Origin of the sequence: Acinetobacter pittii ANC 4050 (genome assembly GCF_000399685.1) — a bacterium.
Taxonomy (GTDB): Bacteria; Pseudomonadota; Gammaproteobacteria; order Pseudomonadales; family Moraxellaceae; genus Acinetobacter; species Acinetobacter pittii_E.
Genome location: NZ_KB976987.1, coordinates 102,407 through 127,179 on the forward strand (window position 1 = coordinate 102,407; position 24,773 = coordinate 127,179).

General features: G+C 38.0%; 24 protein-coding genes. 10 read left to right on the forward strand and 14 right to left on the reverse strand.

The genetic code is table 11. The annotated features are described in order from the left end of the window. Positions 1-18 precede the first annotated feature (18 nt). The 3 genes from lolC to comEC all read left to right on the forward strand — a co-directional run bounded on the left by lolC (position 19) and on the right by comEC (position 4,450). Positions 19-1,254, forward strand: coding sequence for a lipoprotein-releasing ABC transporter permease subunit (gene lolC / locus F931_RS04430; protein ID WP_004790618.1), 1,236 nt, complete (start codon positions 19-21; stop codon positions 1,252-1,254). Then, complete coding sequence (gene lolD, locus F931_RS04435) at positions 1,247-1,933, forward strand: lipoprotein-releasing ABC transporter ATP-binding protein LolD (RefSeq protein WP_002118798.1); 687 nt, start codon at positions 1,247-1,249, stop codon at positions 1,931-1,933. Before lolC ends, lolD begins: the two co-directional genes overlap by 8 nt. 84 nt (positions 1,934-2,017) lie before the next feature. Beyond that, a complete protein-coding gene (comEC, locus tag F931_RS04440) occupies positions 2,018-4,450 on the forward strand; it encodes a DNA internalization-related competence protein ComEC/Rec2 (RefSeq protein ID WP_016140241.1) in 2,433 nt (810 codons plus the stop codon). Here the strand turns inward: comEC and F931_RS04445 are convergent. After that, positions 4,403-5,386 carry a lysophospholipid acyltransferase family protein gene (locus tag F931_RS04445; RefSeq protein WP_016140242.1) on the reverse strand — a complete coding sequence of 328 codons (984 nt, stop codon included), beginning with the start codon at positions 5,384-5,386 and terminating at the stop codon, positions 4,403-4,405. The two genes, comEC and F931_RS04445, sit on opposite strands and share 48 nt — an antisense overlap. 133 nt (positions 5,387-5,519) lie before the next feature. On the opposite strand from F931_RS04445, the gene sppA reads away from it, so the two are divergent. Both sppA and F931_RS04455 read left to right on the forward strand, forming a co-directional pair. Then, positions 5,520-6,536 carry a signal peptide peptidase SppA gene (gene sppA / locus F931_RS04450; protein ID WP_016140243.1) on the forward strand — a complete coding sequence of 339 codons (1,017 nt, stop codon included), beginning with the start codon at positions 5,520-5,522 and terminating at the stop codon, positions 6,534-6,536. 24 nt (positions 6,537-6,560) lie between these two features. After that, the gene (locus F931_RS04455; RefSeq protein ID WP_016140244.1) at positions 6,561-7,370 is read left to right on the forward strand and encodes an alpha/beta fold hydrolase; all 810 of its coding nucleotides are present in this window, start codon (positions 6,561-6,563) and stop codon (positions 7,368-7,370) included. 68 nt (positions 7,371-7,438) lie between these two features. On the opposite strand, the gene purN is transcribed toward F931_RS04455, so the two are convergent. Together purN and purM are read right to left on the reverse strand one after the other, a co-directional pair. Beyond that, entirely contained in the window at positions 7,439-8,068 is a 630-nt protein-coding gene (gene purN, locus F931_RS04460) for a phosphoribosylglycinamide formyltransferase (protein ID WP_016140245.1), read from the reverse strand. Then, on the reverse strand, positions 8,065-9,135 hold the full coding sequence (purM, locus tag F931_RS04465) for a phosphoribosylformylglycinamidine cyclo-ligase (RefSeq protein WP_016140246.1): 1,071 nt from the start codon (positions 9,133-9,135) through the stop codon (positions 8,065-8,067). The genes purN and purM overlap by 4 nt, the downstream gene beginning before the upstream one ends. A 135-nt stretch (positions 9,136-9,270) precedes the next feature. Between purM and cxpE the strand changes: the two genes are divergently transcribed. The 4 genes from cxpE (at position 9,271) to F931_RS04485 (ending at position 15,805) form a co-directional block, all read left to right on the forward strand. After that, positions 9,271-10,464: a chloramphenicol efflux transporter CxpE gene (gene cxpE, locus F931_RS04470; protein WP_016140247.1), complete on the forward strand. Its 1,194-nt coding sequence runs from the start codon at positions 9,271-9,273 to the stop codon at positions 10,462-10,464. Between the two features lie 20 nt (positions 10,465-10,484). Next, entirely contained in the window at positions 10,485-11,183 is a 699-nt protein-coding gene (hda, locus tag F931_RS04475; RefSeq protein ID WP_016140248.1) for a DnaA regulatory inactivator Hda, read from the forward strand. Between the two features lie 320 nt (positions 11,184-11,503). After that, on the forward strand, positions 11,504-13,363 hold the full coding sequence (gene rbtA, locus F931_RS04480) for a rhombotarget A (RefSeq protein WP_080649426.1): 1,860 nt from the start codon (positions 11,504-11,506) through the stop codon (positions 13,361-13,363). 18 nt (positions 13,364-13,381) lie between these two features. Further along, positions 13,382-15,805 carry a CSLREA domain-containing protein gene (locus tag F931_RS04485; protein ID WP_016140250.1) on the forward strand — a complete coding sequence of 808 codons (2,424 nt, stop codon included), beginning with the start codon at positions 13,382-13,384 and terminating at the stop codon, positions 15,803-15,805. 102 nt (positions 15,806-15,907) lie between these two features. Here the strand turns inward: F931_RS04485 and F931_RS04490 are convergent, their stop codons facing one another. The 5 genes from F931_RS04490 to F931_RS04510 form a co-directional block, all read right to left on the reverse strand. Next, a complete protein-coding gene (locus tag F931_RS04490) occupies positions 15,908-16,297 on the reverse strand; it encodes a DUF3106 domain-containing protein (RefSeq protein ID WP_016140251.1) in 390 nt (129 codons plus the stop codon). Then, complete coding sequence (locus F931_RS04495; RefSeq protein ID WP_002118556.1) at positions 16,287-16,607, reverse strand: hypothetical protein; 321 nt, start codon at positions 16,605-16,607, stop codon at positions 16,287-16,289. The genes F931_RS04490 and F931_RS04495 overlap by 11 nt, the downstream gene beginning before the upstream one ends. Continuing rightward, complete coding sequence (locus tag F931_RS04500) at positions 16,597-17,211, reverse strand: RNA polymerase sigma factor (protein ID WP_016140252.1); 615 nt, start codon at positions 17,209-17,211, stop codon at positions 16,597-16,599. The genes F931_RS04495 and F931_RS04500 overlap by 11 nt, the downstream gene beginning before the upstream one ends. Before the next feature lie 159 nt (positions 17,212-17,370). Continuing rightward, positions 17,371-18,147, reverse strand: coding sequence for a TrmH family RNA methyltransferase (locus F931_RS04505; protein WP_016140253.1), 777 nt, complete (start codon positions 18,145-18,147; stop codon positions 17,371-17,373). A gap of 59 nt (positions 18,148-18,206) precedes the next feature. Continuing rightward, positions 18,207-19,178, reverse strand: a complete 972-nt coding sequence (locus tag F931_RS04510) for a class 1 fructose-bisphosphatase (RefSeq protein ID WP_016140254.1) — start codon at positions 19,176-19,178, stop codon at positions 18,207-18,209. 186 nt (positions 19,179-19,364) lie between these two features. Between F931_RS04510 and F931_RS04515 the strand changes: the two genes are divergently transcribed. After that, positions 19,365-19,550, forward strand: coding sequence for an NF038105 family protein (locus tag F931_RS04515; protein WP_016140255.1), 186 nt, complete (start codon positions 19,365-19,367; stop codon positions 19,548-19,550). Between the two features lie 50 nt (positions 19,551-19,600). Here F931_RS04515 and pal read toward each other — a convergent pair whose 3' ends face one another. From pal to ybgC, 6 genes are all read right to left on the reverse strand, one after another. Further along, positions 19,601-20,161, reverse strand: a complete 561-nt coding sequence (pal, locus tag F931_RS04520) for a peptidoglycan-associated lipoprotein Pal (RefSeq protein ID WP_002118513.1) — start codon at positions 20,159-20,161, stop codon at positions 19,601-19,603. 27 nt (positions 20,162-20,188) lie between these two features. Beyond that, complete coding sequence (tolB, locus tag F931_RS04525) at positions 20,189-21,469, reverse strand: Tol-Pal system beta propeller repeat protein TolB (RefSeq protein WP_016140256.1); 1,281 nt, start codon at positions 21,467-21,469, stop codon at positions 20,189-20,191. A 93-nt stretch (positions 21,470-21,562) separates the two neighbouring features. Continuing rightward, positions 21,563-23,017: a cell envelope integrity protein TolA gene (gene tolA / locus F931_RS04530; RefSeq protein ID WP_016140257.1), complete on the reverse strand. Its 1,455-nt coding sequence runs from the start codon at positions 23,015-23,017 to the stop codon at positions 21,563-21,565. 3 nt (positions 23,018-23,020) lie between these two features. Further along, positions 23,021-23,473, reverse strand: coding sequence for a protein TolR (gene tolR, locus F931_RS04535; protein ID WP_016140258.1), 453 nt, complete (start codon positions 23,471-23,473; stop codon positions 23,021-23,023). Further along, complete coding sequence (tolQ, locus tag F931_RS04540) at positions 23,473-24,171, reverse strand: protein TolQ (RefSeq protein WP_016140259.1); 699 nt, start codon at positions 24,169-24,171, stop codon at positions 23,473-23,475. Before tolQ ends, tolR begins: the two co-directional genes overlap by 1 nt. A gap of 24 nt (positions 24,172-24,195) precedes the next feature. Continuing rightward, on the reverse strand, positions 24,196-24,603 hold the full coding sequence (ybgC, locus tag F931_RS04545) for a tol-pal system-associated acyl-CoA thioesterase (protein WP_001273591.1): 408 nt from the start codon (positions 24,601-24,603) through the stop codon (positions 24,196-24,198). Positions 24,604-24,773 lie beyond the last annotated feature (170 nt).

Here is a 24,773-nt window from a genome sequence, read left to right on the forward strand (position 1 = left end):
ACCTTGGATTTAGAAGGTATGTTTAAACCAATCTCACTGTATATAGGGTTGAGATATACTCGCGCAAGACGCAGTAATCATTTTATTTCTTTTATTGCATTGGTTTCGATGGTCGGTTTGACACTCGGTGTCGCTGTATTGATTACGGTACTTTCTGTCATGAACGGTTTCGATCGCGAATTGAAAAACCGTGTGTTAGGAATGGTGCCGCAAGCGACAGTTTCATCTACTCAAATCCTCACGGATTGGCCTGAGCTGGTGAAGCGAGTTGAACATCATCCACATGTAACTGGGGTTGCACCTTTTACGCAATTGCAAGGTATGTTAACTGCGCAAGGGCAAGTCGCTGGTATTATGGTGACGGGTATTGACCCAAAATATGAAAAGAATGTTTCTATTATTCAAAATCATATTGTTGCCGGAAGCTTAGATTCACTTAAAAAAGGTGAGTTTGGTATTGTGCTTGGTAAAGATATGGCTGATTCATTGGGCTTACGTCTAAATGACAGTGTGACATTGGTTTTACCTGAAGCAACGCCATCTCCAGCAGGAGTTGTACCGCGTTTCAAGCGTTTTAAAGTGGTTGGTATTTTTAGTGTAGGGGCCGAAGTTGACTCTATGGTGGGTTATATTGCCCTATATGATGCTTCAACCTTATTACGCTTACCAGATGGTGCCCAAGGTGTTCGTTTAAAACTAGATGATATTTTTGCAGCGCCACAAGTTGCTGACGACTTAGTAAAAAGTTTACCAAGTAATTTCTATGCAACGAACTGGACTTATACACATGGCAATTTGTTTAATGCCATTCAAATGGAAAAAACTCTAGTTGGTTTGTTGCTTGTACTTATTATTGTGGTTGCAGCATTTAATATTGTTTCGTCATTGGTCATGGTTGTAACTGATAAAAAATCAGATATTGCAATTTTGCGTACTTTAGGCGCTTCGCCATCAATGATTACTAAAATATTTATGGTTCAAGGCACCGTGATTGGGGTGATTGGTACCGTTGCAGGTACGGTTTTAGGTGTTATTTTAGCTTTAACCATTAGCGATATTATTTCATGGTTTAACAATGTGTTGGGCTTAAATCTATTTGATGCTTACTTTGTGCATTACCTTCCTTCTTATTTAAGATGGCAAGATGTGACGATTATCGTGATTGTTTCTTTACTTTTAAGCTTCTTGGCGACTATCTATCCGGCGCTTCGTGCTGCCAAAGTTCAACCTGCCGAGGCTCTGCGCTATGAGTAAAATTGTTTTAGAAGCGAAAGAAATATATAAACATTTTGATGACGGTAAATCTAAAGTTGAAGTCATTAAAGGTCTTTCTTTACAAGTTGAAGCAGGGCAGTTTGTTTCTATTGTCGGTGCAAGTGGTTCAGGTAAAAGTACTTTGCTTCATGTGCTAGGTGGTTTAGAGCAACCAACTCAAGGGCAAGTATTTTTAAATGGTCAGCGTTTTGATAATTTAGGTGAAGCCGAGCGTGGTTTTCAACGCAACCAATACCTCGGTTTTGTTTATCAATTTCACCATTTATTACCTGAGTTTTCTGCGCTTGAAAATGTAGCAATGCCTCTTATGCTTCGAGCAGATAGCCAATTTAAATCGGTAAAAGCACAAGCTGAATATTTACTTGATCGAGTTGGGTTGTCTCATCGTATGGACCATAAGCCAGGTGAGCTTTCAGGTGGTGAGCGCCAACGCGTGGCTTTAGCGCGTGCTTTAGTCACTAAACCAGCAGTTGTTTTAGCAGATGAGCCAACAGGTAATTTAGACCGTAAAACAGCTCTAGGTATTTTTGAGTTGCTGACCGATCTTAAGAAAGAACTCAACATGGCAATGTTAATTGTGACCCATGATGAGCATTTAGCTCAGGCAGCAGATTCTATTTTGCATATGCAAGATGGTCTTTGGGTGAGTGGTTCTTAAAAAATTGTCATTAAATCACATTGTTAAAGCCCACTCAGTTGGGCTTTAATTTTGCCCCTAAAAAGATAATGATTATGACGTTGAATGTTAAAATTTATTTTAATGGGGTGGATTGGTGGTATTGCATTTATGGGGATAGATATCTCTCTCATCATGCAATATGGTTGGATCGGTAAAGTATTAATCGTTATAGGTTTTATTTTTTATGTTTTTAAGGGGTATACATTTTTAAATCGACCCATATTAAAAGCCATTTACTGTCTAGTCTGCGCTATTAGTCTTTTTACTATAGGACATCAATATGCTCAGAATGCCTTAAATGAAAGATTACAACTGCGAAAAATGCAGCCTAAATCTTTAGATATAGTTGTGTATGTAGACCGCATAAGTGAAGAAAAACAAGATAAGACACAGCAACCCGTTCAGGTAATAGGGCAGTCCTTACATCCCGTTAACTGGCTATTATATTTAAAAAGCCAAAAAGTAAACTCAGCGATAGATGAACCAAAATTACAATTAGGTCATTACTATCGAATTTCGGGTAAAACCAGACCAGCTCATAGCTATGCAGTGGCAGGAGCTTTTGATCAAGAACAATGGTTTATTCAGCGAGACATAATGTCTGGTTTTAGTGTTCAGCATATTGAGTCTTTAAGCTCTGATGAAATTTATCGGTTGGGTTATCAATATCATTTAAAAGAGCAACAAAAGTTTTTTAACAGACAAAAATTAAATATAGAAAAATTGCGTCTAAAATTTAGATTGATGCTACAAAAATCTCCTTTGCAAAATAAAGGGTTATTATTAGCTTTATTAACAGGGGACGAAAGTCTCTTAAATGATGAGATTAAAAATCAATTTAAGGAATTAGGAGTCTCTCATTTGTTGGCGATTTCAGGGCCTCATGTGCTCATTTTTGCCATCATATTGTCTTGGGGATTACATCAATTAGTACGGCGTTATTATCCGCAGCTTTATTTGTATCAGCCTAAACAAATTTGGGCCATGATTCCATTATGTTTCGGTGTTTTGATTTATACGGCATTTGTTGGTTTTGAAATTCCCGCCTTAAGAACTTTACTTTCAGTATTTTTATTTACTTCTTTATTATTGATCAAATTGCCTGTTAAGCCATTTTCATTGTTAGTTTACAGTGCAAGTCTACTTTTATTTTTCGATCCTTTCAGTGTTTTATCTGCAGGCTTTTGGCTCTCTTATGGTTCCTGCTTTATTTTATTACGTATTTATCAAACTATAGAACAAGTTCCAAAACTAGTTTCAATGAGTCTGTTATCTAGAATCATTCTTTTCGGCAAAATCTTAATTGATTCTCAAGGCAAAATATTTATTGCTCTATGTCCTTTAATGTTGGTTTTCTTTCAACAGATTTCATGGGTTGCGCCTTTTACAAATATTATTGCGGTGCCTTTACTCGGAGGGTTAATTGTACCTTTAAATATTTTTGCTGCTTGTGTATGGCTTATTTTTAATCCTATTGGAAATTTATTTTTTCAAATTAATGACGTCCTGATTAGTATAGTACTGACATGTTTTGATCTCTTAGAAAAACTATCATTACCATTACAAGGCTTTAGCCTGACAACACTTGATTTAGTTTGCCTTAGCTTCGTTATTATTATCTTATTTTTACCGCGTGGGGTTTTACCAAAATCTTGGGGACTCATATGCTGTTTACCCTTGGTTATTCCAAATAAGTCGTCCCAGCAAATTCAATTAAATATTATAGATGTGGGACAGGGGCAAGCTATTTTCTTGCAACATCCAGAGCAGACATGGCTCATCGATACAGGTGGTTCTTATGATGAGAAGGCTTTTAGTATTGGTCAAAATGTGGTGATTCCATATTTACGTCAAAAGGGAATTAAACAATTAGATCACGTCGTACTATCTCATCTCGACCAAGATCATAGCGGAGCATTTCCATCTATCGCGCGGGCTTTTCCTATTAAACAAGTTATATCAAATGAATTATGGAAAGAACAAATTAAAGAACCTTTTACTTATTGTCATCAAGGGCAAAAATGGCAATATCCACAATTAGATATTGAAGTCCTTTGGCCTAAAGAAAAAGATTTAAATTTAGTTCCTTCAAATCAAAACCAATATTCTTGTGTGGTTTATATTCATTTAAAACAGATTAATGGTTATCAAAACTATTTAATTATGGGGGATGCTGGGTGGGAAGCAGAATATCAACTAATGAAAGAATATCCTGATTTAAAGGTAGATGTTTTGGTATTAGGACATCATGGAAGTAAACATAGTTCAGCTTATGACTTCCTAGCGACTTTAAAGCCAAAGCTTGTGGTGGCTTCTGCTGGTTTTAATAATCGATATGGACATCCAAGCAAAGAGGTTTTAGCGAGAGTACAAGCACTTCATATTCCATTTAAAAGCACAGTTGAACAAGGAACATTAAGCTTTGTATCTCGCAATCATGAGATGGTTTTATATACTCGACGTTTCGAGCGTACTTGGCTTCACCGGAATTTGTGAAGCTTCTGCTTTAAGCTTAGCAATGATTTGTAACGCTTCATCTGGATCAAGATTATAAATATTATCTAAAGCAGGATTTGCTTTAAAACGTTTATAACTCCAGTGATAGTGTTCAGGATAGTGCTGGATCAGTTGTTCAATGGCTTGATGGATAACAAAGGTTCCATCATCGGCACTACCTTCGTAAATTTTCTCATCCATAGGCTCAATATGCATCGTAAAGCCATCGTGTTCATTACGAATCGCATAAAGAAATAATGCTTTGGCTTTTGTTTTTTGGATGAGCTTGGCACTTAAATTACTTGAAGCAAGTGGCACACCAAAATAATTGATCATATCCCCACCAACATTAGGTGTATGGTCGGGCAGAATTACAGTGGTTTCGCCTTGTTTTAACGCTTTAAAAATTTGCCTAACACCAGTTTCATCGGTAGGAACCAAGTTGGCCTGTTCGCGACTACGTGCTTCTCGAACAAAACGGTCTGCATCTACATTTTTTACTGGTTTGTATAAGATAGTCATTGAAGTGAATTGGGCACACCAAGCATTCATGATTTCCCATGTGCCAAAATGTGGAACAATTAAAACCACACCTTTTTTCGCTGCTAGTGCTTCATGAAAGTAATGTTCACCCTCAATATGGTGAATTCTTTCGATATTTTTACTATTTGACGAGCCCCAAATACTTAAAAATTCAAAGTATGAGGTTAATTCGTTACGTATAGCTTGTTGTGTAATATCTATTCGTTGCTGCGGTGTTAAATGCGGAAGTGCAATTTGTAAGTTAAGTTCTATACTTTTTGATGTTCTAGTAATTTTTAAAGTATTAACTAATCCTGCCAACATACGGGCAATAAAACGTCCAAATTGAATTGGCTGACGGCTAAAAGTTCTGAGTAAGTAATAGTTCATGCTTTTTACATCTAGTTTGGTCATCTATCGCGGTAAAAAGGAGGCAACAAGTAAAAAAAGATAAAAATATTATAAATGAAATCATATAATTTAGACAGTTTTTATCAAATCAACGTATATAATGACATCATTTTAGATTGATTTGGATTGGAATTTTATGTCCGATTGGCCACCAAAACCACAAAATGAACCTATAATCCCTAAACAAAATGGACCAGAATGGCAAATTCTTGAGAAAGCTGTACTCGCTTCCGTAGAAGAACAGCGTCGTAGTCGCCGTTGGGGTATCTTCTTCAAAACATTAACTTTTATTTATTTACTATTTATTATTGTACTTATGGGCAAAGGCTGTTCAACCAGCAAAGAAGGTTCTGCTGTAAGTAGCAGTAGCGCTCATTTGGCAGTGGTGGATATTATTGGAACGATTGATGCTTCAAGCAATCAAGCAGTAAATAGTGAAGATACCAATAAAGCGCTTAAACGTGCTTTTGAAGCTTCAAATAGTAAAGCTGTTGCACTTAATATTAACTCACCTGGCGGTTCTCCAGTTCAGTCTGATGAAATTTGGCAGGAAATTCGTTATTTGAAAAAGCAGCATCCTGATAAAAAAGTTTATGCCGTTATTGGTGATATGGGTGCGTCAGGTGCTTACTATATTGCGTCTGCTGCCGATGAGATTATTGTCAATCCATCAAGTTTAGTGGGTTCAATTGGCGTTATTATGCCTAACTATGGAATTACTGGTTTAGCTCAGAAACTCGGTATTGAAGACCGTACTTTAACAGCGGGAACGAATAAAGACATTTTAAGTATGACAAAACCGATTGATCCTGCTCAAAAGCAACATATTCAATCTGTTCTTGATAATGTCCATACTCACTTTATTACTGCAGTTAAAGAAGGGCGTGGCAAGCGTTTGAAATCGAATGATCCAGCTATTTTTTCTGGTTTATTCTGGACTGGTGAACAAGCAATCCAGTTAGGTGTTGCTGACCGTTCAGGTAATATTACGAGCTTGATGCGTGAACTAAACCTTGATAATAAAGTTGACTACACAATTGAGCGCAACCCATTACAATCCATTTTAGGTCGTATGGGTGCACAAATCGGGCAAGGGGTAAGTGAATCTATTGCTCAAGAGGTGCAGACTCGTCAAAGCGCAAAATTACAATAAATCTGTATTTTTTAGGATAGCTGTATGTCAATGAAACCAGTTATACACTTTGCTCATGCCAATGGCGTACCATCAAAAGTGTATCAAAAACTGTTTGACCAATTGAAAGGGGAATATGACGTTATTTATGTTCCCTTGATTGGTCCTGATAAGCGCTATCCTGTGACGAATCATTGGCCTGCTTTAGTTGACCAGGTTATTGATAGTATTGTGCGTCAAGCGAAAGGACGTAAAGTCATTGGACTGGGCCATTCTCTTGGTTCGGTTTTAACATTGATGGCCTCTTTCCGACGTCCTGAACTTTTCTCTCAAGTCATTATGTTAGATCCGCCTCTTATTTTAGGAAGATATTCATTTGCTTTTCATATGGCAAAATTATTTCGTCCTAAATTAGTTGATGCAATGACACCAGCGGGTTTATCTGCACGTCGCCGTGAACATTGGGAATCGAGAGAACAGGCTGCTGAATTACTACGTCCTAAAGGATTTTACAAAGATTTTGATGAAGATTGTTTCCAAGCTTATATTGATTATGCTTTGAAAGAGGATTCGGTTCGCGGTGGAGTAACTTTAACCATTTCCCGTGAAGATGAAGTTGCGATTTTCCGTAAAAATCCTTCTTGGTGGTGGTTACCTATGCCAAAACCTAAGATGCCTGTGCATTTAGTTGTGGGCAAAGAAAGTGCTTTTTTAAAAAGAGGCTTTCCTCAAATGGCAAAGCGGAAAATGGGTATCCCATTTACTGTGGTTGAAGGAGGGCATATGTTTCCACTAGAGCATCCTATCGACACAGTAAACTCTATAAAGAAATTGATTCATCAACAGCTAAATTAATTTTTAAACATATAAAAAAGGACATGCCAGCATGTCCTTTTTTATTTTTTGTTTGTTAGTAAAAGATTTTACCAACTTGCAAAACGAATAGGGTCTTTTAGAACTTGATTACGGAAATAGGCTTGTCCATCTTTCCAAGTAAGTTGACCGTTACACAACCACTCTGCAACTTGTGGGTAGATAAAATGCTCAAGTGTATGGACTCGATCTGCTAATGAAGCAGCAGTATCATGTTCTTTAACTGATATAGCTGATTGGGCTATAGATTGACCAGAATCCAGTTCAGCAGTTACAAAGTGCACGGTACAACCATGTAAACGATCACCTGTGTTTAAAACACGTTGATGCGTATTCACACCTTTGTAAGCTGGAAGAAGCGAGGGATGTATATTCAGCATTTTCCCTTGCCATTTGTTGACAAAGGTTGGCGTTAAGATACGCATGAAGCCAGCTAAAATAACTACATCTACTTCCCAAGCTAAGAGTTGCTGATGCATTGCTTCATCAAACACTTCACGAGTTGGAAAGTCTTTATGGGAGATAACAGCGGTAGCAATATTAGCTTTTTGAGCGCGCTCTAAGGCATAAGCATCTGCTTTATTAGACAGTACACCTACAATTTGCCCTGATAGATTTGCATCTATCAAGGCTTGTAAATTACTGCCGTTCCCAGAGACTAGAACAGCAATTTTTATCATGCAAAGATCACACGAATTTTTTCGTCTGCACCTTCTACTGATTCAGCATTTTCTTGGATATGACCAATCTTCCAAGCTTTTTCGCCTTGCGCATTAAGCACTTCAATGGCTTTTTCAGCATCATTTGCATCAACCGCAATAACCATACCTACGCCACAGTTAAAAGTACGGTACATTTCAAAGCGTTCTACATTGCCTTCGCGTTGTAGAAGTTGGAATAATTCAGACCATTCCCAAGAAGACTCATCAATTACTGCTTGTGCACCATTTGGTAATACGCGAGGTAAGTTACCTGGTAAACCGCCACCAGTAATATGTGCCATAGCATGAACATCAACTTGTTTGCAGAGTTCAAGAACTGGTTTTACATAAATACGAGTTGGTTCCATTGCTACATCAGCAAGAGGACGACCATCAATTATTTGAGTTAAATCAACATTTTTAACATCTAAAATTTTACGTAGTAATGAATAACCATTTGAGTGAGCACCACTTGATGCAACACCGATAAGTACATCACCAGATTTTACTTTAGAGCCATCAATAATTTTGCTTTGTTCAACGACACCCACGGCAAAACCAGCAAGATCGTAATCTTCGCCTTCATACATGCCTGGCATTTCTGCGGTTTCACCACCTACAAGTGCACAACCTGCAAGTTCACAACCTTTACCAATACCAGTAACAACATTTGCAGCAACGTCAACATTTAAGTGACCAGTCGCGTAATAATCAAGGAAGAATAATGGTTCTGCGCCACAAACTAAAAGGTCATTTACACACATAGCCACAAGGTCTTGGCCAATTGTGTCATGACGATTGAGATTAAGTGCCAAACGTAATTTAGTTCCTACACCGTCAGTTCCAGAAACTAAAACAGGCTCTTCATAACCTTTAGGAATTTTGCATAGTGCACCAAAGCCACCAAGTCCGCCCATTACTTCAGGACGACTTGTACGTTTAGCGACTGACTTGATACGATCGACCAGTGCGTCGCCCGCTTCAATGTCAACACCCGCATCTTTGTAGCTTAAACCGGTATTTGGGGTAGAAGTTGAGTTGCTCATAAATGAAGTCTCCGCATTGGCGGCAGATTATAACCTGAATATACGAAACTCTTATGTTATTTATGCTCGAAAATGCTATCTTTAATAAAAATATTTTTTCATTTATAACGATTAAATCAAAAAAGGCTAGATTTTATGCAAGATCGTATACTGCGCCGTATTTTTTTACTCGCAGGTATTGTATTGCTGGTATGGGTGTTGTACTTACTCAAGCCTGTAGTCATTCCTTTTATCGGTGCTTTTTTCCTCGCTTATTTATTCAGTCCACTTGTTGATGTGCTGGTAAAAATGAAATTGCCTCGCTGGTTGGCAATTAGCATGGTATTTGTGGGAATAGGCGTAACCCTAACTATTGCACTTTGGTATTTAGTTCCACTGATTTGGAAACAATTAGTTTATGCCCGAGATAGTATTCCAGCAGGCATTCACTGGATTAATGCTACTTTTTTACCTTGGGTATCTTCGACATTTAATGTCCAGCAAATGGAAATTGACACCGAGCAGTTGTCTAAAGCCGTGATGGAATATGTCCAAACCAATTATAGTGCAGACAGCATTCAGGCAGTGTTATTAAAATTGGCTCAATCGGGTTTGAATTTTATTCAGATTGGTGGGACAGTTGTTTTAATTCCTATTATTGCCTTCTATTTCTTGCTTGATTGGGAACGTATGTTACAAAACTTACGTCGTCTCATTCCGCGTCCATATGAAGCAACTACTTTACAGATCGTTGGCGAATGCCATAGCGTTTTAGGAGCATTTGTTAAAGGTCAGTTTCTCGTCATGCTATTGCTTGGCGTAGTCTATGCAGTTGGTTTGCAGCTCATTGGTTTGGAAGTTGGTCTTATTATTGGTATGGTGGCCGGCCTTGCCAGTATTATTCCTTATTTAGGATTTGCCGTAGGTATTATTGCAGCTGTTATTGCTAGCTTGTTCCAATTCGGATTGGATTGGATGCATCTATTACTGGTTGGTGTAGTTTTTATGATTGGCCAAGCGGTAGAAGGCTATATTCTACAGCCATTCCTATTGGGCGATAAAATTGGTCTATCTCCTGTAGCAGTTGTTTTTGCAGTATTGGCAGGTGCACAGCTTGCAGGTTTCTTAGGAATGTTAATTGCTTTGCCGGTTGCAGCTGTTATTGTGGTGTTGTTGAAGCATTTAAGAGAGAATTATGAAAGAAGCTCACTTTATGCTCCACCTTCTACATTAGTGATCCAACATGGCGATATTGAGCAAATTCATGTACAAACTGAGAGCACTAAGCTTGATCTTGAAGTTAAAACACAGCAAGATACAGATGAACTGAAATCCCCTAACCAGAAATAATTTCAAGGTTAATTCAATATATGCGTCAACTCCAACTGGATATAGAACCTCAACTTGATGCCCGAATCAGTGATTTTTCGGGACCGGGTTGGGGGCATGTAGTTGATGCCGTGCGTCAATTACATGCTGGTCTGGTGAGTAGATTTTATATCTACGGTGGAGCAGGGACAGGAAAGAGTCACTTACTTTCTGCAATTTGTGATTCTTATTTAGAATTAGGCAAATCTGCGATTAAAGTCTCTTTGCTTGAACTACTTGATGCTCCTATTGAAGCTATTACTTCTTTAGAACATTATGACCTTGTTGCTTTGGATGATATTGAATCAATTAGTGGCGTACCTCACTGGCAAAAAGCTGTTTTTCATTTAATGAATAATCACGAAGGACAACTTGTATTTTCTTCGCGTGTAGCACCGATCGAATTAAAGCTTGAATTGCCAGACTTACAGTCACGACTTACACAGGCAGTTAGTGTAAAAGTGCCGAGTGGAAGTTTATATGCAGACCGCTATGCCTTGGTTACATCTGTAATGGCTAGACGTGGTATCCACTTCGATCAGCAAATTGTTGACTACTTATTATTACATGGTCCTCATCAAGCATCTCTTTTACTAAAGACTGTTGCGCAGTTGGAAAAGTTGCTCAAAGGTGAAAAAACAAAACTATCTAATGCGACTTTAAGGCAAATTTATGCTTTGATTGATGAGTATCAACAATAAAATTTTTACCTTAAGTTTGCTATTTTGCCTAAATTTATTTCATATAATTAAAGAATTTCTTTCTAGACAGAATTGTTTTTCATTTCAGAATAAATAGTTGTATTTATAACTTCTAATTTTTAATAAGCTAGCTTTTTGTATTAAAAAAACTTTTTTTAACTATAAAGCTTTTTGTAATTTAGCTCAAAAATGACTCTATAGACCGATCAAAAAGTCTTGAGAAATTCTACTTCCTGTGACAAAGTACGCACAAAGGATGCGGTTGCAAAAGCGGAAATTTTGCAATTTTGACAAAGAAAAATGAAAAAAGATGTAAGGAGATGGGTATGCTCAAACGGAGCATTGCTTTTGCTTTATTGGCTATTGCTGGACACGCTTATTCTGCCGATATTCAAGTTACAACTACAACTGATGAAGACGTCGATAACAAGGTCTGTTCATTACGTGAAGCAATACAATTTCTAAAATATCGCGCATCTTCCAATGCTGCTGATGTTGAAAAATATGCAAACGGTTATAATGGTTGCGGAAATAAAGATGCTTCATCAAATATCATTTTGCAGCGTGATAAAGAATATACTTTAAATAAAAGTATAGTAATTACTGTTCCTGTAGCTATTAGTACAGCAAAAAATGATTCTACTCTGGTTGAGGAAGGAGCACCCAACTCTCATAATGCAACTATTAAAATGGTCGGTACGGATCAACTATTCCGTATAGATGATGGTAGTGTTGAAAAAGCTTCTTTTTCAGTTTTATTTGTTGATGTTAATTTAAAAGGTGCTGGCTCAAAGAGTGTAATACCTCAAGGTAACGGTGGATTAATTTATAATCATGAACAATTGGTTATTCAAAATTCGCGTTTAATGGATGGGTATGCAACAAATGGGGGAGCAATTTATAACGCTGGTAATTTATCAAATACTCCAAAAACAGCGGGTTCAGTAACGATTATTAATAGCCTGATGCAAAATAATAAAGCAAGTCAGGGAGGCATTTTATATACTGATATGCCACTTTACTATGTTACGCAATCTGTGGTGCGTGATAATGAAGTGACTGCAGCAGATGGTGCATTATTTCATGCTGCAACTAAATTTGCAGATGAAAGTACGGGCGGATATTTAACTTCTCGTATCATTGGTTTGAGTAATAGTACAATTTTTCATAATAAAGGTAGTTTCATTGCCAATGTTCGTGATGGCATGGTAATCAATAATATTACTCTTATTAAAAATGTGGGAGGCTTGTATTTTGATGCCCCACAAGGAAAAGCGTCTGTCTCTAATAGTATTTTAGTAGGCAACACAACAAACTGTAAGGTATCTGCAACAGATAAAACGATTGTGCAAAGCAATTTAGTAACAACAGAATGTAATCGTAATGCTTCTGCAGAGTTACCAAATATTCTATACCCTGCAAGTGAAAAACTAATTGCTGGAAATGCAGATGAAGGAACCTGTGATGTTCCACCAGCAGATGGTTTGTTATGTCCGTATTCAACACCGAGCAATAGCTTTTTAGGGTTCTTTAAACCAAGAGTTTTAGATAAATATACCAGTCTTTCGCAATCATTATTAATTAACAAAGGTCGTTTATATAGCGATGGGACTTCTGTAGGTCTGGCGAGTTGTGAAAAACAAGATCAACGTGGAAAAAATCGAAGTGGTTATGATGAGTTGTGTGATTTAGGGGCAATTGAATTAATTACTAACCGCGATGATATTAGTACACATGGCCAAGATATTAAATATGGCGAAATTGCCAAATTTAATATTGCCGATGTGGTAAGTGATGGAGAATTAGTTTCTCCACAAACATGCGAAAAAATGTTTGGAAAAAGAACAGATGGTCAAGCTTGGCAGTCAGGCTGTATGAAGATTATTCAAACAAGTACCCCATCTAAAGGAACTTTGTCTATCGATGCTCAGGGAAATTTAACTTATGTTCCAAATGGAAACTGGCATGGAGCAGATGTATTTAACCTTTTAGTCGTTACTACTACCACACGTTTCAATAATGCTGCTGACGTTTACTTAACAATTCCAGTTCAAATTGTACAAGATCCACCCTCAGGTATTGAGGATAAGTCTGTAAGTGCGGGTGGTGGCGGAAGTGTAGGTGGTGGTTTAGTTTTTGGTCTATTTGGCTTAATTGCTCTAAGACGTTTAAAGTCATAATCAAGGATGATAAAGGCTATGAAAAATTATAAAAAAGCTTTTTTAGCATTAGCTGTGATTGCTGCAATGCCGTTATTTGCAGATACCACGACTGGAAGAATTGATGTTACAACTTTTGACGATGAAGATGGTGAAAATACGAATGCCTGCTCGTTGCGTGAAGCAATAAAGACAGCTGAGCTACGTAAGTCATATGGTGGGTGTACCGTTATTGATACACGTGAAACTACACAAAAATCGATTCAACTTAAAGCAGGAATTTATAATTTAACTAAAGAATTGGTTCCAAATGCCAATATTGCTATTTTTGGTGCTGATCCTGTAGATTGGCAGAAAAAAAGTGTATTAACCAATGATTATCCTGCACAACTTGAATTACAAACACGTATTAATGCTCAAGGTAAGTCACGCATTTTTAATACGACTACTTATAAACAGCCGTTAAGCATAAATAATGTAATTCTTGAAAATGGTGTCACAACTGGTCAGGGTGGGGCAATTTATGCAGGTGCTGACATTGCTTTACAAAATAGCCAAATTTTATCATCTCGGGCAACAAGCGGAGGGGCAATTTATTTAGCTTCACCGAATATTACTTTATCAGTGAATCATTCATTACTGAAAGGCAATAACGCAACACAAGAAGGTAGTGTTTTATCAATGGGGTGTTTTAGTGACACCGTCTATGCGCCACGTACTATTACTCTTACATCAAATAGTATTGTGAATAATGGTAATACAGCTACAACTAGTGTATTTGAATTTTGCGGTAAACCTACTGCGACATTATCGGTTAATACTATTGCACAAAATATAGCCAATAGTACTAACGGCAGTATTATCAAGTTTACTGGTGATACCAATAATCCAGCCAATACATCAAGTATTTTAAGTTCAAGCAGTAGTTTAGTTCTCTTAAATAATACAATTGTTGAAAACAACGCGAATAGCACTTTCCTCTACGACAAACTGGGTACAAAAAAACTAAGTTTTAATGTATTGGCTTATAATAGCGGAAGTTATGCGTGTAAATATCTTCTAGGGGCGGCGGCAGAGCAAAAGAGTGTAGGTTTAACGCTGAGTTTTAATGCGCTTGACTGGACATCTACGACAGCAAAATGTGATGTGCCAAAAGAATCTTTACCTGATGGTCAGACGAATATTAATATTAGTGGACAACCATTTAGTAGTGTACTAAGTCCACAGACTGTATCGGCCTATACAGGTTGGTTACCTATTTATTATCCAAAAGAGATTATTGATACTAAACAAGTAGATTTGGTTAATGTTGATCAAGATAGTAAAGGAAGTTGTGCCACAATTGACCAACGTGGTTTAAATCGTTTGGCAGACATTATCTCATATTATCAGCCAGAAAGTCGTAATAGTTGCGATATTGGTTCTGTCGAGTTAATGAAGCTGACTTCAGGTGATTTAGAGGATGTTAGTAATATTTCATTAACGACTTTAATTGATACTTATCAACAAAATTATGATTTATTTGATAATTATATTAAAGACCCTAAGACACCTTCTAACTTTATTACTTACTATAAAGTACGTTTAGCGGAGTTTAAGAATCTAATTGATGCTACTAAGGCAAATCTTAAATATCGCGCAATTTATCTTGATTTAAAGAACTATGATTTACCATTGCCGACAGAAGATGCTAATCATGTGCTGAAGTTCTTCAACCCAACTGATTATCGTATTACAACCGAGCCATTAGGTATTGGGCAGATTGATAAAGGTGTTTATAACGTTACTAAAGAACCAAATTTGATGTGTGAATGGAATGCGACCTTACAACAAATTATTTTCTATCGTAAGGATGATTCAGTAACTCAAGCTGGTAGTTATGTATATTGTAAATATACAATTACTACAGCCGATAATAAACTAAGCTCAAGCGGTTTGATTAAGGCTCGTTTTAATAATATTGAACCAGTTTCTGGCGATGGAACAATTACATTTAAATATCTTGCAAATGAAACTATTCCATTGAATTTACTTAAATATGCTAACGATGATGGTGATGGGCCTGTAAATACGCTTTTAAAGCCTAAACCTCAATTTTGGGTAAATGAAAAGGGTGTAGAGTTACCAATTTATTTACCAAGCAAAACATCGAAAGATGGTATTTTTAAAGTAGTTAAAGCTGATCGAGAAGGGCCTTGTCCGGGTGATGATAAGGATAACACTTGTTATGGTGGAAATATCTATATTCAAGCAAATAACGTATTTAACACTTTTAATGACTCGTTAAGTTATAACGTTTATGATGCTGATGGGAAAATTTCACCTAAAGCTGGCGTAATAAACCTTGTAAGCACTGCCACCACTACAGACGATACACGGGGTGGGGGCGGAGGTGGTAGCCTTGGAATTTTATCTTTGGCGTCCTTACTCGGTTTAGTAGCTTATAGACGCTATCGTAAATAAACCCAAAGAATAAAAAGGCCTCCAATCGGAGGCTTTTTTATAAGAAATGAAATCAAAATAATTGAGTGATTAGATTTCACTTTTTTAATAACTCAACAATATTTAGTGTTCTAAATACTTGTTCATATATTCTTCACGAATCGCCGTTCTTTCTTCACCATTTGCTTTGAGCATACGTTCACGTAAATCTTTACGTTCTTGAGTACTCATTTTTTGCCATGCTTCACGCATTTTTTGTTTTTCAGCTTCAGGAAGTTGAGTAAACCAGTCCATGCGTTGCTGTAAGTTGTTGCTCTGATTTGCTGGTAACTCTTTTAAACTCTGGTAACGTTTAATGACTGCACGTTGCTCTTCTTCAGAAAGAGCATCCCATGTGTCATCGACTTGTGCATTGGCATCTTTAGAAAAAATCCAAAAGCGTTCAAAACCTGCAAAACTTGTCTGCAAGAAACTTAATGAACACAGGATAAGTGCTAATTTTTTAGCTGCCATGTTGTACTTTATCCTCACCCAATACCATTAACATCTCTAAATCTTCTACCATTTGTGGAGATAATTTAGGATTTACGATGACTTGATTTTGTGGCTTATCTACAATTTCGACTGAGTTTGGCAGGATTACAAAACCTGTAATTGCTGCAGCAAGTGCAAAACCAGTCATTTTCCAGACACTATAATAAGAGGCTGGTTTTTGTTGAATATGGTCAAGCACATGATTCATGACCACTGTTTTGTTTTTGTGGTGATCTGCCAAACTATCAAGTTTGGAGGTCACCTTTTTAGTGAAATCATCATGATTCATCAGAACCTCCCAAGGGATTTAAATGTGCCAAGTATTCTCTAAGTCCCTGAATTGCTCGGTGATAATGGGTTTTCACACTACCTTCGGTACAGTTCATGATCTGAGCTGTTGTATGGGTGTCAAACCCTTCCCACGCACGTAACATAAATGCCTGCTGTTGACGAACAGGTAGTTTTTCAATCGCTTCCCGAATTTCCTCTATCGTTACCGCTTGATCGAGAAAATCTGCAGGATTAATAGCTTTTTCATCAACTACATCGATAATTTCGTCGTCGTCATTATCCAAACTAACTTTTTTGAAGAATGAAAATGGGTTCGCTCTACGTGCTTCTTTGCGTCGCCAATCCTGAAGTTTGTTATTCAAAATAGTGTAAAACAGGGGATACCATTCTTCAGTACTTTTATCGGCGTAAGATTTGTGTAAAGCAATAAATGCTTCTTGAACCAAATCCATTGCAATACCTTGTTGACCTTGGGTAGCACTCTCCATCATCACCAAAGCACGACCAGTGACATCTTGCATGAAAAATTTCAGGCGTTGCTCAGCCGTGCTGGCATGAGCACTAGATGTTTCCGATCGAGACTTTTTCGGTGCTAAATCCATGGAGATGGAAAATCCTGTCATTGGACATACCCACCTTATCTTCAATATATCTCTTATATAACGTTGAAAAGAGGTGGGAGGTTGACAACAATCGGTTATTTTTTACTAGTGTAATTGATTTTTTTCACAAATATGTGCGATGTAAAATAAATTAACGTTTTATTGGCGTTGGCGGACCATCTCAAAAAAGCAAATAGATCCTGCAATTGCCACGTTTAATGACTCTTGTCCACCTGGTTGGGGAATAGTTACTGATTGTGCGTGATCTAATGCGTAATCACTAGCGCCTTGACCTTCATTTCCTAATATCCAGACACACGGTTTTGAAAGATCTTTTGAATAAAGACTCGTTGAGCGATGAGAGCTTGTAACAAAAACTGGAATTTGGAACTTTGGAAGAATATCTGTCAACTGAAAGTTTTCAAAACAATGTAAGCTAAAATGAGCACCCATACCCGCTCTTAAAACTCGTGGTGACCAAAGTGATGCAGAGCCTTGTGTGCAAATGATTTGTTTAATATTTGCTGCTGCTGCTGAACGTAGTAAAGTACCTACGTTACCTGGATCCTGAATATTTTCAAGAATTAAGGTATCTACCTTATAATCGATGGTTGATGCAGTTTTAGGTAGGTCAATAATAGCTAAACAAGGTAAGCTCGTACCTAATGTACTTAAATCTCTATATAAAACTTCGCTAATAACAAAGATATGACCTTGATGCAGTTCAATTATTTTTTTTAAATCTTCGTGTTCTAAGGCCTGTTCTGTCGTAAATAAAGAAAAAATCTTTTTTTGCTGTTGTAACCAAGCTAAACAAAGATGAGTGCCTTCAAGAACAGTTTGTTGGTGCTTTTTTCGGGCGTTACTGAGTTCGATTAATCCACGCAAATGTTTAATTTTTGCATTGTCTTTTGATTCTAAAAAAATAACCGCCATAAGAAAATATCCAACAAAAGGGCACCATCATACTATGATGCCCTAAGTAATTAAAATTATTAGTGGTAGCTTGTTACGCGTTCAACTTCATTTTTAGAACCAATGATTACAGGAACACGTTGGTGAAGCTCGGTTGGTTCAATATCTAAAATACGAACACGGCCTGTAGTTGATGCACCACCAGCTTGTTCAATGAGCATACTCATTGGATTTGCTTCATACATTAAACGTAAGCGCCCCGCTTTTGTTGGATCCTTTAAGTCATATGGATAAAGGAAAATACCACTACGACATAAGATACGGTGAATATCGCCAACCATACATGCGACCCAGCGCATATTAAAATCTTTTTCGCGAACAGAAGTTTTACCTGCAAGTAATTCATCAATGTATTGTTTTACAGGATTTTCCCAATGACGTTGGTTAGAGGCATTAATTGCAAACTCTTGAGTATCTGCTGCAACCTGAACATTGTCAGTTGTGAGTAAGAAAGTTTGAGTTTCTGGGTCTAAAGTAAAGAATGCTACGCCATTTCCAACTGTTAAAGCCATCATGGTTGATGGGCCATAAAGTACATAACCCGCTGCAACTTGTTGTGTACCAGCTTGCATGAAATCTTCTGCTTGTGTTACTGCATTTTTTGCAGGAAGAATAGAGAAAATTGTGCCTACACACATATTGATATCAATATTGCTTGAGCCGTCTAATGGATCAAATAAAACAAGATATTCACCATTTTCTTGTGCAGGGGTGAAATCATCAAGCTCTTCAGAAGCGAGACCACCTACATGTGGATGCACTTTTAAAGCATCAATTAAGTAGTCATTAGAAATCACATCAAGTTTTTTCTGTGTTTCACCTTGAACATTTTCATTACCAGCACTACCTAAAATACCAGCGAGAGCACCTTTTTGTAGTGCTTGGTCGATCGTTTTACAGGTCGTGGCAATAGTATCGATGACTTGAGCCAACTCAGGTGTTAGATTCCCTTTTTGTTGTTGTAAAAATTGGGACAAAGTGAGGTTGGACATATAAAATAGCTCCTGTGCTTCAAGCATCAAAATGAGTCAGATAAATACGTGGCATATTCTAGATGAGAATGTCACAAAATAAAAATTATCTTACTTTATTTGTGTTGGATTTATGCTTACAAGCCCCCAATTAAAATGGTATGTTGATTGCATCACAAAGGACTGTATATTTTTAGGAGAATCGAAATGACAACAAAGAAGTTTGATGCGACCCCCACGGCAGGTGAACCAATCAATCTAGATGAAATTTCGAAAGAAAATGTTCAGGAAGCTTGGAAAGACTACGAGGCAAAACCTGAATATAAAGATTTTAATAAGCATGATTTGATTGAGTCTATGCAACATGCTGAAGAAGAAAAGAAATCTTCTTAAGTAATAAAAAAACGCTCATATTTTTATGAGCGTTTTTTTATGCAGATCTCTTATTTTAATAAAGGAGGTACTGCTTCATAATTAATTTCAACACGGCGGTTTTCTTTCCACGCTGATTCATCATGTCCTGCATTAACAGGAGCTTCTTTACCATAACTTACAGCTTCAAGTTGCTGTGGGTTTACACCATTAGTAATTAAGTAGCTTTGTACAGCTTTAGCACGACGTTCGCCTAAAGCCATATTATATTCACGTGTACCACGTTCATCTGTATGACCAGTTAATGCAACTTTTGAATTAGCATTTGCTATAAGGAACTGAGCATGAGCTTGAAGCGTTTGGTAGTCTTCAGTAGATAAATCGCTGCTGTCATAATCAAAGTGAACAACACGTTTAGCTAAAGCCGCTTTATTTGCTTCAGTTACGCCTTTAGATGAAGCACCTGCCAAATTTTGAGCATTTAATGCAGCATCTTCACTTAAACCAGAAGTGTTTACTGTACTTGGGTTTGTGCCTGTCGTGGTCGTCGCTGCCGGTTTACGGCTAGCACAGCCTGTCATCACGAGTGCTACGCTAAGAAAGGGTAGAGCTAAATATTTGATTGATTTCATGATCATCTCCGTCAATGGAATTAAAAGTTATTTTGGTGCCCAGGCTGGTTCACGTACTTCACCTTGTTCGCTTGGTAAATTCATACGGAAACGTCCATCAGTAGACATAATAGACAACAAGCCACGGTTGCCTTCACGAGTTGCGTAAACCACCATTTGCCCATTTGGTGAGAAACTTGGTGATTCATCTAAACTAGTTGGGGTAAGAATATTGGTGATGCCAGTATTAATGTCTTGAATTGCAACTTTATAACTGCTGCCACTTGGGCGATGAACAAGTGCAATCTTTTTGCCATCTGCACTTAGAGTTCCGCGTGCATTAAATGAGCCTTTAAATGTCAAACGCTTTACTGAGCCATCAGCAAAGGTATAACGATAAATTTGGGCAGAGCCACCACGGTCAGAAGTGAAAATAAAGGATTTTCCATCTGGTGTATAACGTGCTTCGGTATCAATTGCCGAATCATTTGTCATGCGTTTGACTTGGCGAGTTGATAAATCCATTTGGTAGATTTCAGGGTTACCATTCATCGATGCTGTAAATAGCATTGATTGGCCATCCGGTGAAAAACTTGGCGCGCCGTTTAGGCCTCTAAAACTGGTAAGCACTTCACGTGTTCCAGTTGATAAATCTTGTAAATAAATTGCTGGACGTTTAGTTTCAAAAGAAACATAAGCAATTTTTTTAGCATCCGGTGTCCATGCCGGAGAAAGAATTGGATCACGGGATGATAAAACGGTCTTTGGTTGTTCACCATCCGTATCTGCAATTTGTAGGGTATAACGCTCGGCAGGTGTTGCAGGGTTTCTTAATACATAAGCAATACGGCCGCTAAAGTCACCTGGAATACCAGTAAGCGCTTGATAAATAGCATCACTTACCATATGACCAGCTTGACGTATGCGTGAAGCAGGTACATTTAAAAGTTCATTTAAAATGTATTGTTGCTTTTGTACATCATAAAGTTGGTAGTGAACTTCAAAACCTGTCGCTGTTTGTTTAATTTGTCCAGTAACTACATATGGAATACCAGCAGTTTGCCAGTCAGAAGCTTGAATCTGATTGATTGCAGCATTGGCAGGCAAATTTTTAGATGAGCTTGTAAAGCGCCCAGAACGGTTTAAGTCTGTTTCAACAATAGGATAGAGCCCATTGTCATTGGTAAACGGGACAATAGCAATTTTGGGTGCCTGATCTGGAGCTTTGGCAATTTCCAGATATAACTGGGCAAAAGCAGTTGTAGAAGCAATAGGGCTTAAGGCTGTGATCAGTGCTAAAGATAGCAGGTGTTTGCGGCTCGTATTCATAAGTTTAAAGTCATAGCAGGTATTTTTGTGACTGTTGATTTTGTAGCATAGTTACATGCCTTAAACTATTTAAAGCATGTAACTCTTTCAAAATTATTGCGCTCTAAATGTAGAGCTAACACTTCTTGCTTCACGTCTTGCATCTGGATCTGATGGCATAGGATATGGCGCTGCGGCTTGAATTGCAGCTTTAATACTTGCGTCTAAGGCATCATCACCACTTGAACGCGTGATCACAATAGAGTTAACGCTTCCCGAATCGGAAAGGGTAAAACGAACACCAACTGTTTTACCGCTACTACCAGTTGGAACATCCCAAGAGCGTCGAATTTTTTGTTCAAAATCGCGTCTAGCTGAAGAAGCAACTTTTTTAGCTTCAGCTTTCTTTTGAGCTGCTTCTTCTTGTGCTTTTTGAGCTGATGCAGCTTTGGCCTCGGCCTCCGCTTCAGCTTTACGCTTAGCATCGTCAGCAGCTTTTTGCTTGGCTTTAGCATCAGCCTCAGCTTTGCGTTTAGCATCGTCAGCAGCTTTTTGCTGTTTGGCTTTCGCATCGGCCTCAGCTTTACGTTTAGCATCATCAGCTTTTTGCTGTTTGGCTTTCGCATCGGCCTCAGCTTTGCGTTTAACGTCTTCAGTTGCTTTTTGCTTGGCTTTCGCATCAGCCTCAGCTTTGCGTTTAGCATCGTCAGCAGCTTTTTGCTGTTTGGCTTTCGCATCGGCCTCAGCTTTACGTTTAGCATCGTCAGCAGATTTTTGCTGCTTAGCTCTAGCATCGGCCTCAGCTTTACGTTTAGCGTCTTCAGTTGCTTTTTGCTGTTTCGCTTTTGCATCTGCTTCAGCTTTACGTTTAGCGTCGTCAGCAGCTTTTTGTTGCTTAGCCTTAGCATCAGCTTCGGCCTTTCGCTTAGCTTCTTGTTGTGCTTGAAGTTTAGCGTTTTCAGCCTTTTGAGCTTCACGTTTTAATTTTGCATCAGCCTCAGCTTTACGTTTAGCGTCTTCAGCAGCTTTTTGGCTGGCCTTAGCTTCAGCATCAGCTTTTGCACTTTGTTCAGCCTTACGTTTTTGTTCTGCTTCTAATTTTGCTTTAGCCTCAGCTTGGCGTTTAGCTTCAGCCTGCTGTTTTTGAGCTTCCTCTATGCGTTGCTGTTCTGCTGCTTGTTTCGCTTTCGCAGCTTCTTCAGCTTTACGCTTTTGCTCAGCTAACTTGGCTTGCTGGGCCTGTTCGGCCTTTTGCTTTTGAGCAGCAAGTTGTTGAGCCGTTGGAGGAGGAGGTACAACTGGAAGATTTTGAGGTAGCGTTTCATCCACAATAGGGGCTAATACCTCTTTTGCTTCATTCGTAGCTGTAGTCTCTTGTTCAATTTCTTTGGCTAAAGGAGGGGTTAAATCTTCTGGCTTAACTAAAATAGTCGTTAGCTTTTTTGGCTGTTCAGGTGGTTTACTCAAGCCTAAAAAAAGCAAGCCAACAATGGCAATTGCATGAACTCCGAGTGTAAAGCTCAATGCAATCGCATTTTGTTTAAAGGGCGGCTTTTGATCTTTGTTCATAGCTTATTTTAAAGGCTCTGTCAGAAGGCCAACTTGAGTTAAACCTGCTTCTTGTAAACTCGCCATTAATGATACGACTTCTCCATAAGGACGAGACTTATCACCATTGATTAAAACTGTAAGTTGTTTGTTTTCTTGTTCAGCTTGTTTTTGAGCATCGCTTAAAACTGCTTCGAGCTTTTCACGAGATAATGGTTCATTATCTTTGTAATCTTCATATTGAAGATAAATATTGCCATCTTTGCCAATTGTTACCATGGCAGGCATATCTTTTGATTCGATTGGGTGGTTGTTTGCTTGAGGTAAATCGACCTTGATACCACTGGTAATCATAGGAGCAGTTACCATAAAAATAACCAAAAGCACGAGCATAACGTCAATATAAGGTACGACGTTCATATCACTTTTTAATGGTTTTTTTATGCGCTCAAAGCGCCCTGAACGCTGAATTGCCATTATGCATCTTCCTGTGATGAACCCACAGATTGACGTTGCAATAAAGCAATCATCTCTTCAGCAAATAAAGCACGATCAGAGTAAACACTTTCACTTTTAGCAGTAAAGTGGTTAAAAGCTAATACAGCAGGAATAGCAGCAAATAGACCAATTGCAGTTGCAATAAGTGCTTCAGCAATACCCGGTGCAACAGTTGCCAGAGTTACTTGATCAACGGCAGCTAAACCGATAAAGGCATTCATAATACCCCATACGGTACCAAATAGACCGATGTAAGGCGCTACAGAACCGATACTTGCTAAAGTCCCTAAACCATATTCTAAATGGCTCTGATCACGACTCAAACCTACACGCAAAATACGCTCAGTGCCTTCAATCGTTTGAGAAACAGGAGCTTGACGTTTTTTGAGTTTAAAAAATTCGCTCAACCCTTGATAAAAAATATCTTCAAGACCTGAGCGTTTTGAGTTGAGCTGAGCATTGTTATAAAGCGTATTGAGTTCAGCACCAGACCAGAACATTTTTTGAAAATGTTCATCGTCTTGATGTGCTTTTTTATAACTCATATGTAACTTGGCAATCAGATACCAACTAAAGATCGATGCTAACAATAGAATTAGCATGACCAACTGAACGACTGGACTTGCTTGTAAAATAAGGTCAGAAATATGCAGGGTTGATTCAATGTTTGTTGCCATAGGTTACATATGCCGGTTGTTTTTTTAGTCTTGTTCCAATTCTTTACGAATAAGATCACGTATTTCTTCTGGAAGACGACGAGGCATTAAGTCTTTACTTAAACATGCCAACTCAACCTCACCAGAAGCAAGCAAGATTTCACCACGATAAATATTTTGTTGCAACACAAATGACGCAGCTTTACATGAAACTACACGTGCTGTAACAGTAATTAAATCATCCATTAAAATAGGACGCATATATTTTACGTCAATTTTATATACGACAAAGTTGTAGTCTTTTTGGTGCCAGTAATGATCAACGCCAGCAGCGCGGAGCCATTCGGTACGGGTACGTTCCATATAGCGAATATGGTTGGCATGGTAAACAATACCACCTGCGTCCGTATCTTCAATATAAACACGAATGTTGAATTCAAAATGATTCGCCATGAGAGTATTCCGTTTTTAGTTCACTATAGAGCTTTGCATTTCAATTATGGCTACTGAATAAAATATTCATTTTATTTGAAGCCACGCATATGCTTTAAATACGGGGCAGTTTAGCAGATTGCATACTAAGTCCTATGGCACAACCTTTCAATTGCGATTGCTGTACTTCT